17 protein-coding genes are annotated in these 14,311 nt (G+C 64.5%); 8 read left to right on the plus strand and 9 right to left on the minus strand.

All coding sequences use genetic code 11. The features are described from left to right. Window positions 1-70: 70 nt before the first annotated feature. The 3 genes from ACZ1G0_RS03340 to ilvD are packed head-to-tail and all read right to left on the minus strand — an operon-like array spanning window position 71 to window position 3,349. Window positions 71-844: a DUF6478 family protein gene (locus tag ACZ1G0_RS03340; RefSeq protein WP_472735648.1), complete on the minus strand. Its 774-nt coding sequence runs from the start codon at window positions 842-844 to the stop codon at window positions 71-73. A 41-nt stretch (window positions 845-885) separates the two neighbouring features. Next, complete coding sequence (locus ACZ1G0_RS03345) at window positions 886-1,635, minus strand: hypothetical protein (RefSeq protein ID WP_472735649.1); 750 nt, start codon at window positions 1,633-1,635, stop codon at window positions 886-888. After that, window positions 1,616-3,349, minus strand: a complete 1,734-nt coding sequence (gene ilvD, locus ACZ1G0_RS03350; RefSeq protein WP_472735650.1) for a dihydroxy-acid dehydratase — start codon at window positions 3,347-3,349, stop codon at window positions 1,616-1,618. Before ilvD ends, ACZ1G0_RS03345 begins: the two co-directional genes overlap by 20 nt. 126 nt (window positions 3,350-3,475) lie before the next feature. On the opposite strand from ilvD, the gene ACZ1G0_RS03355 reads away from it, so the two are divergent. The 7 genes from ACZ1G0_RS03355 (at window position 3,476) to ACZ1G0_RS03385 (ending at window position 9,477) form a co-directional block, all read left to right on the plus strand. Continuing rightward, window positions 3,476-4,399 (plus strand): lysostaphin resistance A-like protein, encoded by a 924-nt coding sequence (locus tag ACZ1G0_RS03355; protein WP_472735651.1) that lies wholly within the window; start codon window positions 3,476-3,478, stop codon window positions 4,397-4,399. A gap of 75 nt (window positions 4,400-4,474) precedes the next feature. Then, a complete protein-coding gene (locus ACZ1G0_RS03360; protein WP_472735652.1) occupies window positions 4,475-4,981 on the plus strand; it encodes a hypothetical protein in 507 nt (168 codons plus the stop codon). 112 nt (window positions 4,982-5,093) lie between these two features. Next, window positions 5,094-6,017 carry an acetyl-CoA carboxylase, carboxyltransferase subunit beta gene (accD, locus tag ACZ1G0_RS03365; RefSeq protein ID WP_472735653.1) on the plus strand — a complete coding sequence of 308 codons (924 nt, stop codon included), beginning with the start codon at window positions 5,094-5,096 and terminating at the stop codon, window positions 6,015-6,017. Beyond that, window positions 6,014-7,282, plus strand: a complete 1,269-nt coding sequence (locus tag ACZ1G0_RS03370) for a bifunctional folylpolyglutamate synthase/dihydrofolate synthase (protein WP_472735654.1) — start codon at window positions 6,014-6,016, stop codon at window positions 7,280-7,282. The genes accD and ACZ1G0_RS03370 overlap by 4 nt, the downstream gene beginning before the upstream one ends. Window positions 7,283-7,292: 10 nt before the next feature. Then, window positions 7,293-7,943, plus strand: coding sequence for an RluA family pseudouridine synthase (locus tag ACZ1G0_RS03375; RefSeq protein WP_472737762.1), 651 nt, complete (start codon window positions 7,293-7,295; stop codon window positions 7,941-7,943). Window positions 7,944-8,079: 136 nt separating this feature from the next. Next, on the plus strand, window positions 8,080-8,739 hold the full coding sequence (locus ACZ1G0_RS03380) for a peroxiredoxin (RefSeq protein WP_472735655.1): 660 nt from the start codon (window positions 8,080-8,082) through the stop codon (window positions 8,737-8,739). 177 nt (window positions 8,740-8,916) lie between these two features. Continuing rightward, complete coding sequence (locus ACZ1G0_RS03385) at window positions 8,917-9,477, plus strand: hypothetical protein (protein WP_472735656.1); 561 nt, start codon at window positions 8,917-8,919, stop codon at window positions 9,475-9,477. Between the two features lie 74 nt (window positions 9,478-9,551). Here the strand turns inward: ACZ1G0_RS03385 and ACZ1G0_RS03390 are convergent, their stop codons facing one another. Genes ACZ1G0_RS03390 through tsaD form a run of 6 tightly spaced genes read right to left on the minus strand, consistent with a single transcriptional unit; the run spans window position 9,552 to window position 13,643 of the window. After that, window positions 9,552-10,214 carry a lipoyl protein ligase domain-containing protein gene (locus ACZ1G0_RS03390; protein ID WP_472735657.1) on the minus strand — a complete coding sequence of 221 codons (663 nt, stop codon included), beginning with the start codon at window positions 10,212-10,214 and terminating at the stop codon, window positions 9,552-9,554. Further along, window positions 10,211-10,894, minus strand: coding sequence for an orotidine-5'-phosphate decarboxylase (pyrF, locus tag ACZ1G0_RS03395; RefSeq protein ID WP_472735658.1), 684 nt, complete (start codon window positions 10,892-10,894; stop codon window positions 10,211-10,213). Before pyrF ends, ACZ1G0_RS03390 begins: the two co-directional genes overlap by 4 nt. Window positions 10,895-10,954: 60 nt before the next feature. Continuing rightward, entirely contained in the window at window positions 10,955-11,365 is a 411-nt protein-coding gene (locus ACZ1G0_RS03400) for an EVE domain-containing protein (protein ID WP_472737763.1), read from the minus strand. Further along, on the minus strand, window positions 11,365-11,637 hold the full coding sequence (locus ACZ1G0_RS03405) for a YciI family protein (RefSeq protein WP_472735659.1): 273 nt from the start codon (window positions 11,635-11,637) through the stop codon (window positions 11,365-11,367). The genes ACZ1G0_RS03400 and ACZ1G0_RS03405 overlap by 1 nt, the downstream gene beginning before the upstream one ends. Before the next feature lie 3 nt (window positions 11,638-11,640). Beyond that, window positions 11,641-12,573: an NAD(P)H-dependent glycerol-3-phosphate dehydrogenase gene (locus ACZ1G0_RS03410; RefSeq protein ID WP_472735660.1), complete on the minus strand. Its 933-nt coding sequence runs from the start codon at window positions 12,571-12,573 to the stop codon at window positions 11,641-11,643. Further along, the gene (tsaD, locus tag ACZ1G0_RS03415) at window positions 12,570-13,643 is read right to left on the minus strand and encodes a tRNA (adenosine(37)-N6)-threonylcarbamoyltransferase complex transferase subunit TsaD (protein WP_472735661.1); all 1,074 of its coding nucleotides are present in this window, start codon (window positions 13,641-13,643) and stop codon (window positions 12,570-12,572) included. Before tsaD ends, ACZ1G0_RS03410 begins: the two co-directional genes overlap by 4 nt. A gap of 75 nt (window positions 13,644-13,718) precedes the next feature. Here tsaD and ACZ1G0_RS03420 point away from each other — a divergent pair, with 75 nt between their 5' ends. Then, on the plus strand, window positions 13,719-14,279 hold the full coding sequence (locus ACZ1G0_RS03420; RefSeq protein WP_472735662.1) for a uroporphyrinogen-III synthase: 561 nt from the start codon (window positions 13,719-13,721) through the stop codon (window positions 14,277-14,279). The last annotated feature ends 32 nt before the right edge of the window (window positions 14,280-14,311 follow it).

Here is a 14,311-nt window from a genome sequence, read left to right on the forward strand (position 1 = left end):
TGTCAGCAGGCCGGTGTAGGTGCCCCCGTGCAGGGCGGTGGTGGTCAAGGTCCAGGCCATGGGCGTCTTTCTACAGGTCTGCGCGCGGGCGGCGCGCAAGGGTCAGATCGTCAATGACGATGCGGTTCATCTCGGGCTTATCAAAGATCAGGTCCAGCCAGATGTTTTCCAGCCGTTTCTCGTTCACCTCGGCGTGGCCAAGGTCGAACTCGGCCGTGACGCGGCCCTGCTCGGGCTTCAACTCGCTGACAAGCTGTTCCGTGTTGGGACCATGTTTGACGTTCAGGCGCGCGAAAATCTCGATGGGGCGTTCGGTGCGCAGCCGACCGTCGAGGCGGATGATATGGCTGCGCGTGGTGCTGCTGCGCCCCTCGGCGGGCAGGTCAAACACCACGGACAGAAAGCTGCCTTCAAAGCCCAGCACGTCTAGCGCCACGCCGAAGGGGGATTGGGCATCGGGGGCGGTATTGCGGTGCTGCGCAAAACTGATCTCGGTCAGGGTACAGTCGTGGAACAACTTCAGCCCCTCACCCATTTCCGTTGCGGGTGTCACGCCCGCCACGGCGCGCGTGGGCAATGCCGCACGCCACGGTTCGGGCCGCCATGCCCAGTCGCACTGGGCAGGGGTGTCGATGACATCCCTGTCGATCTGTGGGCCGTGCAGGCGCGCACTGGCCTCGCGCAGGATGGGGGCCACGGATTGATACACGCGCTTGGCCTGTTTTTCCAGTTTGGCCAGATCGGCAACGGACAGCGACGGGGCCGCATCCGCCGCCCGCGCCCATTCACGTAGCATGCGTTTGCGCACCCGCTTGCCAATCGCGCCTGTGAAAAACTCTGCCATGTCACCGCTGTCCTTCGCGTCTCCGGATCGTGGTGCCCGAATTATCCTAATATTCTGCGAAACAATCCCACGCCGCGCAAGGGATTGTCCATGACAGGTTGTGCGGGGCGGGGCGGAGCAACGGGTTGGGCGACGTTCACGGGGGGTGCAGTTGGGCGTGCCTGCCGGATGCGCGTGCTGAAATCCTGCATGATCTCTAGGCCCGCATCCTTGGAGAGTGCCGCATCTCGGAACCCAAGCACAGAGGCCGAGACCAACTGATCCCCAACACCAAAATAAGCGCGCCAATAGTCCGTGCCCAAATTCTGCACCGGCCCGTCGGAGGTGTCGCGGGTGTAGACGTAATACACCCCGTCCTTTTCAAACTTGTCCAACACCGTGACCGTATCCGCCCGATCCGCCCGGCTAAGCGCGCGGCGCCCTTCGTCAGAGGCAAGGAAGGCGGCCATTTGATCTGGCGCGATGTTCGGATTTGCAGAGGGCAGGACAGAGGCTGTCAGCACCGCCTTGACCCCCGGTTGCGGGGCGTTGGCATTGCCGGAAATCGCAGCGCAGTTGCCCATCAGCACAAACGGCTGGGCCGCGTTGGCGCGGGTTGTGTTGGGGTCCACGCAGAACCCCGGGGGACCTGCGACCACCACGGACCCACCGGCCACCGCAATCTGGGACTGGCCCGAGGATTGCGAGCCTTGCGGCGCGGCGCGGGTCACCCCGTCAAACCGACCGCCACCGCAAGCGGCAACGGTCATGGACAGGGCAACCAGTGTGGCCCTAAAGGTCCATGTAGACATGAGATTCGCCCGCGGCACCTGGATGTGTGACAGCGCCCTTCTTGGCCCCGCCCACCAGTTTGGCGTATTTGTACAGTGCACCGGACGAATAGATTGTCTTGCGCGGGCCTTTCCAATTCGCTTTGCGGGTGGCCAGTTCGTCGTCGGTCAGGGCGACAGACAATTCGCCGGTGATCGCGTTGATCGTGATCATGTCGCCATTTTCCAGCAGGCCGATGGGGCCAGCATGGGCGGCCTCGGGGCCGACGTGGCCCACACAGAACCCGCGGGTCGCGCCCGAAAAACGGCCATCGGTGATCAGGGCCACCTCTTTGCCCATGCCCTGGCCGGACAGGGCGGCGGTGGTGGCCAGCATCTCGCGCATGCCGGGACCGCCTGCGGGGCCTTCGTTGCGGATCACAAGCACCTCGCCCTTCTCATATTGGCGCGCCTTCACGGCGGCAAAGGCGTCTTCTTCACATTCAAACACGCGGGCGGGACCGGTAAAGACCTGCTGATCCTCGGACATGCCCGCAACCTTCACGATCGCGCCTTCGGGGGCCAGGTTGCCCTCCAGGCCCACAACGCCCCCGGTTTTGGTCAGGGGTGTTTCCACGGGGTAGATCACGCGGCCGTCCGCCTCGCGCGTGATCTTGTCCAACTCTTCGCCCATGGAGTGGCCGGTGGCGGTCATACAATCCTCGTGCATCAGGCCCGCTTTGCGCAACTCTTTCAGCACGACAGGCACGCCGCCCGCCTCGTACAGATCCTTGGCCACGTATTGGCCGCCGGGTTTGAGATCCACAAAATAGGGCGTGTCGCGGAAGATTTCGCAAACGTCCTTGAGGTCGAATTCGATCCCAGCCTCGTGGGCAATCGCGGGCAGGTGCAGGCCCGCGTTGGTGGAGCCACCGGTGCAGGCCACGACGCGGGCCGCGTTTTCCAGCGACTTGCGGGTGACGACATCACGAGCACGGATGTTCTTTTCCAGCAGGTTCATGACTGCTTGGCCCGATGCGATGCCATATTGATCGCGGCTCTCATAAGGGGCGGGCGCGCCGGAGGAGTTGGGCAGCGCCAGACCAATCGCCTCGGACACGCAGGCCATGGTGTTGGCGGTGAACTGGCCACCACAGGCCCCGGCGGAGGGGCAGGCGACACGCTCAAGGATCTCCAACTCCGCATCAGACATGTTGCCCGCCTGGTGCTGGCCCACGGCTTCGAACACGTCCTGAACGGTGACGTCCTTGCCCTGCAGACGGCCCGGCAGGATCGAGCCACCGTAGATGAACACGGACGGGGTGTTCAGACGGACCATGGCCATCATCATCCCGGGCAGGGATTTGTCACAGCCTGCCAGCCCCACGATCGCGTCATAGGCATGGCCGCGCATGGTTAGCTCAACGGTGTCGGCAATCGCCTCGCGCGACGCCAGGGAAGACCGCATCCCCTCGTGCCCCATGGCGATCCCGTCGGTGACGGTGATGGTGGTGAATTCGCGCGGCGTGCCGTTGCCCTGTTTCACACCCAGCTTCACAGCTTGGGCCTGACGGTTCAGCGCGATGTTGCACGGGGCCGCTTCGTTCCAGCAGGTTGCAACGCCAACCCAAGGCTGGTGGATTTCCTCTTCTCCCAGACCCATGGCATAGAAGTAGCTGCGGTGCGGCGCGCGCTGCGGCCCTTCGGTCACATGGCGGCTTGGCAGGTTGGACTTGTCGGTAATGCGCTTGGTCATCGCGAGGGCTCCTCCGGGAATTTTGTTGCGCTAAGGAATAGGGCGCGGGGCACAAGGGCACAAGCGCGATTGCCCGATTGATCCCACCGCGCTACACTGGCGCAAAACAACAATAGGCAGGCGAGCATGTTTACCCCGGCCTTCGAACGATTTGTCAATCCCGCGCGCAAGCGCCCGGAACCGTGGCGCCTGCTGGTGGCCTTGGTGCTGATCCTTGTGGTCTATGCGCTGTGGATTGCCGTGCTGCTGGCGGGGGTCTGGGTGACCTCGGGCACCGAAGCGCTGACCGCATGGATGGAGCGTATGGCGACCGAGGGCACGCCCACCTCTGTGATCCTGATGCTGATGACCTTCGTGGGCCTAGGACTTGGCCCGCTGCTGGCGGCACGTCTGCTGCACAAACGATCCATGGGCAGCGTGTTTGGACCGCGCGGCCCGGTGGTGCGCGACTTCCTTGTGGGCACGGCGGTCCTGTCCGTGGTGGTCGGCCTATCGGTCCTGATCCTGGGCTGGGGCATCGACCTTGTGCCGGGGGTGCCGCTGTTCCTGTGGCTCAACTTCCTGCCCTTGGCCCTGCTGGGGGTGCTGATCCAAACCGGCGCGGAAGAGGTCCTGTTTCGCGGCTACCTGCAAACGCAACTGGCGGCGCGCTACCGGTCCCCGATCATGTGGATGATCTTTCCGTCCGTGTTGTTTGGCGTGCTGCATTATGATCCCACTGGCGGTGCGAATGCGTGGCTGATTGTGGGGGCGGCGACCCTGTTCGGGGTACTGGCCGCCGATCTGACACGGATCACCGGCAACATCGGGGCGGCCTGGGGGTTCCACTTTGCCAACAACTGCACGGCCATCCTTGTGGTGACGCTGGCGGGCGGGCCACTGTCCGGTCTGGCGCTGTACCAGACGCCCTTCACCGCGTCCGACATCGAAACGCTGCAACCGCTGATCTACCGCGATTTGGCCACCACGGTGGTGATCTGGTTGATTTTGCGGGTCATTGTCCTGCGCATCATGGCCAAACGTCACAGTTCGGGCACGTTTTCGTCCTAGCACCGCCATTCCACGCCGGTACCAATCCACAATAGATTGACAAACCGCCGTAGAATGCGTGCGCAGGAGAATGACATGAATACCTTTATCACTGACGAAACTGGTGCCGTAACCGTGGATTGGGTTGTCCTGACGGCCGCCTTGGTGGGCCTTGGCCTTGCCACCATGGGCGTCGTTTCGGGCGGCGCCAAGGATATCTCCACCGACATCAGCAACGAGATGAAGCGCAGCGATATCATCAACACCGGCTTTTACGAGGTGTTTGCGTCTTCGGTCGAGGACGGGTTTGCAAGCGAGATCTGGCCTCGGTGCCCAGAGGGGGACACGCGTCAAAGCTGCTTTGCCTTCAACGTCTATGACACCACGATCATCGGCGAAGATGGTGCGAAATATGACGTGACCATGTACCAGCCGATCCACAAAGATGCAGGCGGCATCGCCCGGATCGAGATCCAGGACAGCGACCGTAAGGCTGTTGATCCCGGCAGCATCAACATGGGCAGCGTAGATTGCGCAGACTTCACGGACGCCTCCGACCCCAAGGCAACGCCAGCTACGGTTTGCATGTCGGACTTCATGTAGAACGAACGGTGCAGTGGGGGGCGGCTGGTCCTGAACGCCGCGCGCCCCGCGACACCGTTTGCAAATCACGCGGCCTCTGTTTATCTGACACGAAACACGTCAGGGGCCGCCTATGAACTGGATTTCCAACTACGTCCGTCCAAAGATCAACTCGCTGTTCTCTCGGCGCGAGGTGCCCGAGAACCTTTGGCGCAAGTGCGATGAGTGCGGCACCATGCTGTTTCACCGCGAACTGACGGACGCCCAGAACGTTTGCACCAATTGTGACCATCACATGCACATCAGCCCGCGTGCGCGGTTCGAGGCGTTGTTCGACGGCGGTATCTTCACCGAGATTGCCGTGCCCGATCCTGTCGTGGATCCCCTGAATTTCCGCGATCAAAAGAAATACCCCGACCGCCTGAAAGCCGCCCAGAAATCCGCCGAGGAACGCGAGGCGATGCTGGTCGTGGAGGGCGAGATCTTTCGCACTCCCATCGTCGCCGCCGGGCAGGATTTCGGCTTTATGGCCGGGTCCATGGGCATGTATGTGGGCAATGCCATCGTGGCCGCCGCCGAACGCGCGGTGGAGCTGGGCCGCCCGCTGGTTCTGTTCTCGGCCGCTGGTGGCGCGCGGATGCAGGAAGGCATCCTGAGCTTGATGCAGATGCCCCGCACCACCGTGGCCGTGCAAATGCTCAAAGAGGCGAACCTACCCTATATTGTGGTCCTGACGCATCCAACCACAGGGGGTGTCACCGCATCCTACGCAATGCTGGGGGACGTGCACATCGCGGAACCCAATGCGCTGATCTGTTTTGCCGGGCCACGGGTGATCGAACAGACCATCCGCGAAACCCTGCCCGAAGGGTTCCAGCGCGCCGAATACCTGTTGGAACACGGCATGTTGGACCGCGTGACCGCGCGGGCAGACCTGAAGGACGAGTTGGCGTCGATCATCCGTATGCTGATGGGCCAGACCCCACCCGTGAAGGGCGATTTGCCCAAACCGGTGGAACCGGCGCTGTCCACCCCATCGGACGAGGCGCAATCGTGACCCAAGGGTCCGACGTCATCCTTGATCGGATGATGGCCCTGCACCCCAAGATCATCGACCTGACGTTGGACCGGGTCTGGCGGTTGCTGGACGCGCTCGGCAATCCGCAGGCCGATCTGCCCCCGGTGATTCACATCGCAGGCACCAATGGCAAGGGGTCGTCACAGGCTATGTTCCGCGCGGGACTGGAAGGGGCGGGCCAGACCTGTCATGCCTACACCTCGCCCCATCTGGCGCGGTTTCACGAACGCATCCGCCTGCCTAACGGGTTGATTTCAGAGGAATATCTGACCGAAGTTCTTGCCGAATGTTATGCCGCCAATGCGGCCGAAAACATCACCTACTTCGAGATTACAACCGTCGCCGCCCTGCTGGCCTTTGCCCGCACGCCCGCCGATTGGACCCTGCTAGAGGTGGGCTTGGGCGGGCGTCTGGATGCCACCAACGTGATTCCGGTCCCCAAGCTGACGGTGATCACCCCGGTTTCCATGGACCACGAACAGTTTCTGGGCGACACCCTGCCCAAGATCGCGGGCGAAAAGGCCGGGATCATCAAGCGCGGGGTGCCCTGTGTGGTGGGCCCGCAACACGACGATGCGCTGGAGGTGATCGAGGCGCGGGCGGCAAAACTGGGCGCACCCCTGCTGGCCTATGGCCAACACTGGCACGTCTGGGAGGAGCGTAACCGCTTGATATTCCAAGACGAAGCCGGCCTGCTGGACCTGCCCCTGCCCAACCTGATCGGCGCGCACCAAGTACAAAACGCAGGGATGGTCATCGCGGGCCTGCGCGCCCTTGGTTTTGGCGAGGACGCCTGCGAGGCCGCCGTGACCCGCGCCCAATGGCCCGCCCGGATGCAGCGCCTGCGCAGCGGCCCCTTGGTGGAAAACGCTGGCAATTCAGAGGTTTGGCTGGATGGCGGCCACAACCCTGCGGCAGGTCACGCCTTGGCCGAGGCGCTGACCCGCCTGCCCAAACGCCCCCTTTATCTGATCTGCGGGATGCTCAACACCAAGGACGCGGCGGGCTTCCTTACACCGCTGTCGGACGCCGAACACCTCTACGCCGTGTCCATCCCGGGCGAGAAAAACACCCTCTCGGTCGAGGAAACCATGGCCGCCGCGACTCGTGCAGGTTTACGCACGAGTCCCGCCCAAAGCGTGCAGGAGGCCCAGCAGGTCATCCTGAAAACCGAACCGAACGCGCGCATCCTGATTTGCGGATCCCTGTATCTGGCCGGGCACATCCTGCGGTCCCACGGATGAGGGGCAGATGATCAGCAGCGACTATAATCCGCCCGACGGGCCGATCCCGGTGATCCACCGCGACGACGACATCCTTGTCGTGGACAAGCCCGAGGGGCTGTTGTCCGTACCGGGCAAGGGCGACCATCTGGCCGACTGCCTGCTGTCGCGGTTGCAGGACACCTACGCCGAGGTCTTGCTGGTGCACCGTCTGGACCGGGACACCTCGGGCATCATGATCTTTGCCCTGACCAAACTGGCGCAACGCAAACTGGGCCGCATGTTCGAGGTGAAGCGGGTCAAGAAAAGGTACATCGCCCGCGTCACCGGTCAGGTGCCCGAGGCGTCCGGCACCATCGATCTCCCTCTGATCGTGGACTGGCCCAATCGCCCCCTGCAGCACGTCAATCACGAGATCGGCAAACCCGCCGTCACCGATTGGCAGCGTATGGCGCACGAGGGCGACACCACCCGGATGAAGCTGATGCCCCGCACGGGCCGCAGCCACCAGTTGCGCGTGCATATGCAAAGCCTGGGCCACCCGATTCTAGGCGACCCGTTCTATGCAACGGGACCCGCGCGGGATGATCCGCCGCGCATGATGCTCCACGCCGAGGGGTTGAAGCTGGAACACCCGATCACGGGGCAGGTCCTGCGCCTAGAGGCCCCCTGTCCTTTCTGACGCCACCGCGCCGGAACACTGTCCCCATGGGGACAGGGGCACGGGGGTCTTTGTCCCCGATTTGACCAGCACCCTTGAGGTTGCCGCCCCCGCGCGCCTAAGTATGCCCCAACCGAACCTAACAGGAGGACCCGCCATGGGACTGCGCATCAACCAAGTCGTACCTGATTTCACCGCCGAGACCAGCGAAGGCCAGATCAGCTTTCACGACTGGATCGGGGACAGCTGGGCGATCATGTTCAGCCACCCCAAGGACTTTACCCCCGTATGCACCACGGAATTCAGCGCCGTGGCGCAGCTGGCTGATGAATGGGCCAAGCGCAACACCAAGGTGATCGGCGTGTCCGTGGACAGCGCCGAAGATCACCGCAAGTGGAAGGGCGACATCGAAAGCTATGGCGGCGCCAAGGCCGGCTTTCCGATCATCGCGGACGAGGGGCTGGAGGTGTCAAAGCTTTATGACATGCTGCCCGCCGACGCCTACCTGCCCGACGGGCGCACCCCCGCCGACAGCGCCACGGTGCGGTCGGTTTTTATCATCGGGCCGGACAAACAGCTGAAACTGTCCATGACCTATCCCATGACCGTGGGCCGCAACTTTGCAGAGATCGTGCGCGCGCTTGACGGGTTGCAAATGCTGCCCGCCCACGGGGTCGCCACCCCCGCCAACTGGGTCCCCGGCGAGGATGTGATCATCCCGCCCACCGTGTCCAACGAGGACGCGACGGCCAAGTTCGGTGAATTCGAGACCGTGTTCCCGTACTTGCGCAAGACCAAAGACCCAAGCCAAGGCTGACAAGTAAGGCCCGCCGGATCACCCCGGCGGGCCTAAACATACGCGTCGGGAAAAACTATAAATGTCCACAACGCGGGACAAAGCTGGCCTCGCACAAAAATGAGAAGTCCGCTTTCAAAGCTGGAACACAGGACTTTCTCCCTTATCAAATGTCGGAGAGATTTTGGTTCGTAGCGAATGACAAAGCAAAACAGACACTGTTCAAATTTGGTGGGCTTGCTGGCAGCGGTTTGGCCTGCCTTTGTAGGGGCGCAAAGCAATGGCGTCCCGGAAGTTGCCCAAGAATTTTCCTCGCTTTTGACCTTTCGCAATGAAACGACCACGGTTGAACTAGACCAGTGTACTTTGACGATTCAGACACGACTTCGAGAGTCCTGCAACCTTCCAACTACACCAAATTGGAATTCCAGGACTATTTATCTTAGTGAGATCAAAGCGTTAGAGTGGCGCCCGTTTCGCGACGGATATTCACTCCATATCGAATTTGATGTGCCCGAGCCGTCACGACTTGGAACGCTTGCGATACGACTGCAAGACGGTGAAGAAGCGTCGTTTGATTTCTATGTCAAGGAGTCCGCCCGCCTGTTGGAGGAAAGCGAACTCCAATCCAAGGATGTGATTACTACATGCAATGGCGACATTTACGAGCAACCGAAATCACGATCAACAATCCAATTTTTCGACGAAAAGCCCACGACTTGGCAGGACTTTGAAACAATTGTTCAAGGCTGCAACTGATTTGCTGACGATCGATTAGGATTGGCTCAAAACAGTCATTTGCGACACGCGCACGGGATGTCCACGGATTTAATTCACACTGCTGTTTCGAACGCCTCGCGCAGCGCGGTGCTGAACGCCTCGGTGTCCGTGGCGGCAGGCAGGCCTGTGTGGGCGGCCGGGTCGATTCGGCGGGGCTCGGCCACCAGTTCCAGGAACCTGTTGAGGGCGTCGATGGCCTGAGCCGTGGGCGGCCTGAACAGCATCAGCGCGTGGGCGAGGATGGCGAAGCGGGTGCGGTCGGGGCGTGTGGGGCGAAAGCGCATGGCGGTGCCTGCGAATTTCTTGCCCCGGTACTGCACGTTGTATGCGCCGTCGCAAAAGGCCCCGGGCTGCCAGCCGCGGCTGGCCCCTTCGCCCAAAGCGGCCTCGATGGGTGTGCACAGCCGCCCGTATTCCGCATCCAGATCGAACGCGGGCCCGGCGGGGCAGGCGTAGACATGGGTGACGTTGACGATGCCGGGGCCCTGGGGGGTCACGTCACCCCCCGTGGCGCGCAGGTGCACGGGCCAGCCGCGCGCCGCCATTTCCGCCTGCGCCGCTGCAAACCCGGGCAGGGTCGCCATTTTGCGCGGGGCCACCAACCCTTGGTGGCTTTGCCACAGCCACAAGTGGCGCTTGGTCGGATCCTCGGCCACTTCACCCAGCATCTCGACCTCGCGGGCCAGGGCGTTGGCAATGGGCAGGGTGTCGATCAAGGCAGCTCGGCCAGCACGGCGCGGGCGGCGGCGGCGGGATCGTCCGCTTGCCAGATGGGGCGGCCCACCACGATGTGATCGGCCCCGTCGGCAATGGCCTGCCCGGGGGTGGCCACGCGTTTCTGATCGCCAAGGGCGGCGCCTGCGGGGCGCACGCCGGGGGTCACGATCAGCTTGGCCTCGGGCAGGGCGCGGATCATCGCGGCCTCTTGCGGGGAGGCGATGACCCCGTCGGCGCCTGCGTCAAAGGCCCGGCCCGCCCGTTCGGTGACTAGGTCGGGGATGGCCCCCGCCTTGATCTGGGCCGCGTCCAGATCGGCACGGTCCAGGGATGTCAGCACCGTCACGGCAAGGATTTGCAGGTCCGTGCCAGACGCCCCTTCCTTCGCGGCGCGCACCACATGGGGGTCGCCGTGGACTGTCAGGAAATCGAGGTCATACTGGGCGATGCCGCGCACCGCCGCCTCGACCGTGGCCCCGATGTCAAAGAACTTCATGTCCAGAAAGATGCGCTTTCCGCGTTCCTGTTTCAGCTCGTTGGCCAAGGCCAGCCCGCCGCCGGTCAGCATCCCCAGCCCGATCTTGTAGAAGTTCACGTTGTCGCCAAGGCGGTCGGCAAGGTCCAACCCGTGGACGACGTTCGGCACGTCCAGGGCTACGATGAGGCGGTCGTCTGACATGGGGGCACTCTCCTTTTGCGCCTCGCATACGGGGGCGGGGGCGGTGGGACAAGTCCCACCCTACTGCGACATCTCCAGCACCCGGGCCCATTCTGCGGGCGTCACCGGTTGCACGGACAGGCGCGCCTGTTTGACCAGGGCCATGTCGGCCAGGGCCGGGTCCGCCTTGACCTGCGCGAGGGTCACGGGGTGGGCAAGGGGGCGGAGGGCGCGGATATCCACGCAGTCCCAGCGGGGATCGTCCGTGGTGCTGTCGGGATGGCTGGGGGCGATGACCTCGACGATGCCGACGATCGCCTTGTCCTTTTGGGAATGGTAAAAGAACCCCTGATCCCCCACGGCCATCTGGCGCATCATGTTGCGCGCCTGATAGTTGCGCACGCCGTCCCATTCTTCGCCCGCGTCGCCCTTGGCGACCTGTTGGTCCCAGGACCAGGCGTCGGGTTCGGATTTGAACAGCCAGTGGCGCATCAGCCGATCACCTTGTTCCACGCCTCGATCCGCACGTCCGCGAACAGGCCCGCGCGGGCGTAGGGGTCGTCTGCGGCCCAAGCCTCGGCCGCCGCGCGGTCCTCGACGTCGATGACCACAAGGCTGCCCGACATCTCGCCGCTTGCGTTCACGAAGGGGCCCGCGTGGGTCACAACGCCGGAGCCTTTGAGGTAGGCGACGTGGTCGGGGCGGTTTTCCATCCGGACGGGCAGGTGGTCGGGTTTGTCGGTGCAGATGAGGGCGAAGAGCATGGTTTATTCCTGTTTCAGGGGGCGGTTCAGCAGGGCATCCAGCGCCGTTGCCAATGTGGTGTCGCCGGACAACAGCCGGTCGATCTGTGCGGTGATGGGCAGGTCGAGGCCCTTGGCCCGGGCAAGGTCGGCCACGGCGCGGGCGGTGGCGGCGCCCTCAACGGTGGTGTCCTCGGCCCATGGGACGCCCGTGCCCAGCGACATGCCGAAGCGGAAGTTGCGCGATTGTTCGGAATAGCATGTCAGGGCCAGATCCCCCATGCCCGACAGGCCGGTCAGGGTGGCAGGATCCGCGCCAAGCGCCTCGGCTAGCCTTGTGATCTCCGCAAAGCCCCGGGTCATCAGGGCCGCGCGGGCGCTGTTGCCCAGCCCTGCGCCGATGCAGGCCCCGCAGGCGATGGCGATGACGTTCTTCAGCGCGCCGCCCAGTTCCGCCCCGATCACGTCCCCGGTGCGGTAAAGGCGCAAGCGCGGCGTGGACAGGGCGGTTTGCAGGGCCGCGCCCGCGCCGGCGTCCTCACAGGCCAGCGTCAGGGCGGTGGGCAGGCCCGCGGCTATGTCGTCGGCAAAGCTGGGTCCGGTCAACTGTGCGGCCACCGGTACGTGCCGCGCGGCCAGCGTTGCGGGGCCAAGGCCCGTGGCTTGGTCGATCCCCTTGGAACAGCACACCACATGGCGGGCGGACAGGGGCTGGCGGGTCAGAAAGGCACCGATCTGTTGCGTCGGGATGGCCAGCAGGGCGGTTTCGGCGGTGCAGTCGGACAGGTCGCCCGTCACCTTAATCTCGGGGGGCAGGGGGTGATTGGGCAGGCGCGGGCTGGTGTCCCGGATGGCGGTGGCGTTACGGGCCCACAGGGTCACAGCGTAGCCTTGGGTGGCATAGCTGATGGCGAGGGCGGTGCCAAAGGCCCCCGCGCCGATCACGTCGAGCCTCATGCCTTGGCCCCCTTCTTTCCGTGCCCCAGCATTGGCGCCGCGGCGCTGTCCAGGGGCCAGCGGGGCCGGGCGGACAGGGTCAGGTCGTCGCGCGCGCCTGCCGCAAAACGCTCTGCCCCCGCCCAGGCGATCATCGCGGCGTTGTCGGTGCAAAGGGCGAGGGGCGGCGCGCAGAACGGTATATCGCCCGCAACCTCCTGCAAGGCGCTGCGCAAGGTCTGGTTCGCGGCCACACCCCCGGCGACCGCAAGGGCGGTGACGTCCGGGCACAGGGCCAGCGCACGGCGGGTTTTCTCGGCCAGCACGTCGCGCACTGCCCCCTGAAATGCAGCGCACAGGTCCGCGCGGTCTTGGCGGGGCAGGCCGCCATGCTGGGCCACGATCCCGTCGCGCGCCCGCAGGACGGCGGTTTTCAGGCCCGAAAAAGACATGTCGCAGCCGGGGCGGTCCAGCAGGGGGCGGGGCAGGGGAATGGCCTTGGGGTCCCCGTGCCGCGCCTCGGCCTCGACGCTGGGGCCACCGGGTTGGGGCAAGCCCAGCAGGCGGGCGGTTTTGTCAAAGGCCTCGCCGGGGGCGTCGTCGATGGTACCGCCCAGCCGGGTGAAGGCCTCGGGCCCGTCCACGCGCAGGAACTGGCAGTGCCCGCCAGAGACCAGCAGCATCAGATAGGGATAGGCCAGCCCGTCCGTCAGGCGCGGGGTCAGGGCGTGGCCGGCAAGGTGGTTCACGCCCACCAGGGGTGTGCCCGACCCGGCGGCCAGCCCCTTGGCGCACATGACCCCGGCCAGCACGCCGCCGATCAGGCCCGGACCTGCGGTTACGGCGATGGCGTCCACCTGGGCCAAGGTGACGCGCGCCTGTTCCAAGGCGGCCTCGACTGCGAGGTCAATTTTTTCGGCATGGGCGCGGGCGGCGATTTCCGGCACCACCCCGCCAAAGGCCGCGTGCAATTCGGTCTGGCCCATGACAACGGAGGACAGGATCGGGGTCGGCGCGCCGTAGCGCACCACGGCGGCGGCTGTGTCATCACAGCTGCTTTCCAATCCCAGAACCGTAAGTGCTTGTACCATCGGGCGCCTTCGTTCAGCCTGACCCGCAACTAGCACCCGGACCCCGAGGACACAATGCGCCACACAGGCTTGCTTATGACCCGTCCTGCCCTCGCGTCCCGCCGGTTTCTGGCGGGGCTGACGGTGCCGGATGGGGTGCGCGTGGTGGTCTGTCCGGTGTTGGAGGTGTCGGTCACAGGGCCGCTGCCGGAGATGTCGGGGGCGGCGGGGGTGATCTTTAGCTCTGCCAATGGGGTCGCGGCCTTTGCGGATCTGGGCGGTGCGTTTGCCGGGCCCGCCCATGTGGTCGGGGAGCGCACGGCGCAGGCGGCGCGGGACCTTGGCCTGCGGGTAGAGAGCGTTGCGCAAGACGCCGCAGACTTGGTGGCGCAGGTGCAGGGGCCCGCGCCGTTGATCCATCTGCACGGGGTGCACACGCGCGGGGACGTGGCCGCGCGGCTGACCGCCCGGGGCATCCCGACCAAGGGGGCGGCGATATATGACCAGATCGCGCGGCCCCTGTCGGCGGAGGCGTTGGATCTGTTGCGCGCGAGGGGCGTGATTGTGCCCCTGTTCTCGCCCAGGTCCGCCGAATTGGTGGTGGCGGGGATGGAAACGGCCACGGAAACGGGGGCGCTGGCGCTGTTTTCCCCGTAATCTCGGACGCGGTTGCGCAGATGTTGCCCCAA

This window comes from Thalassobacter sp. HA4-2 (assembly GCF_055693705.1).

Coding starts and splice junctions, on each gene's coding strand:
- ACZ1G0_RS03340 (WP_472735648.1), bottom strand. CDS start 844: ATGGCAGAGTTTTTCACAGGCGCGATTGGCAAGCGGGTGCGCAAACGC.
- ACZ1G0_RS03345 (WP_472735649.1), bottom strand. CDS start 1,635: ATGTCTACATGGACCTTTAGGGCCACACTGGTTGCCCTGTCCATGACC.
- ilvD (WP_472735650.1), bottom strand. CDS start 3,349: ATGACCAAGCGCATTACCGACAAGTCCAACCTGCCAAGCCGCCATGTG.
- ACZ1G0_RS03355 (WP_472735651.1), top strand. CDS start 3,476: ATGTTTACCCCGGCCTTCGAACGATTTGTCAATCCCGCGCGCAAGCGC.
- ACZ1G0_RS03360 (WP_472735652.1), top strand. CDS start 4,475: ATGAATACCTTTATCACTGACGAAACTGGTGCCGTAACCGTGGATTGG.
- accD (WP_472735653.1), top strand. CDS start 5,094: ATGAACTGGATTTCCAACTACGTCCGTCCAAAGATCAACTCGCTGTTC.
- ACZ1G0_RS03380 (WP_472735655.1), top strand. CDS start 8,080: ATGGGACTGCGCATCAACCAAGTCGTACCTGATTTCACCGCCGAGACC.
- ACZ1G0_RS03385 (WP_472735656.1), top strand. CDS start 8,917: ATGACAAAGCAAAACAGACACTGTTCAAATTTGGTGGGCTTGCTGGCA.
- pyrF (WP_472735658.1), bottom strand. CDS start 10,894: ATGTCAGACGACCGCCTCATCGTAGCCCTGGACGTGCCGAACGTCGTC.
- ACZ1G0_RS03400 (WP_472737763.1), bottom strand. CDS start 11,365: ATGCGCCACTGGCTGTTCAAATCCGAACCCGACGCCTGGTCCTGGGAC.
- ACZ1G0_RS03405 (WP_472735659.1), bottom strand. CDS start 11,637: ATGCTCTTCGCCCTCATCTGCACCGACAAACCCGACCACCTGCCCGTC.
- ACZ1G0_RS03410 (WP_472735660.1), bottom strand. CDS start 12,573: ATGAGGCTCGACGTGATCGGCGCGGGGGCCTTTGGCACCGCCCTCGCC.
- tsaD (WP_472735661.1), bottom strand. CDS start 13,643: ATGGTACAAGCACTTACGGTTCTGGGATTGGAAAGCAGCTGTGATGAC.
- ACZ1G0_RS03420 (WP_472735662.1), top strand. CDS start 13,719: ATGACCCGTCCTGCCCTCGCGTCCCGCCGGTTTCTGGCGGGGCTGACG.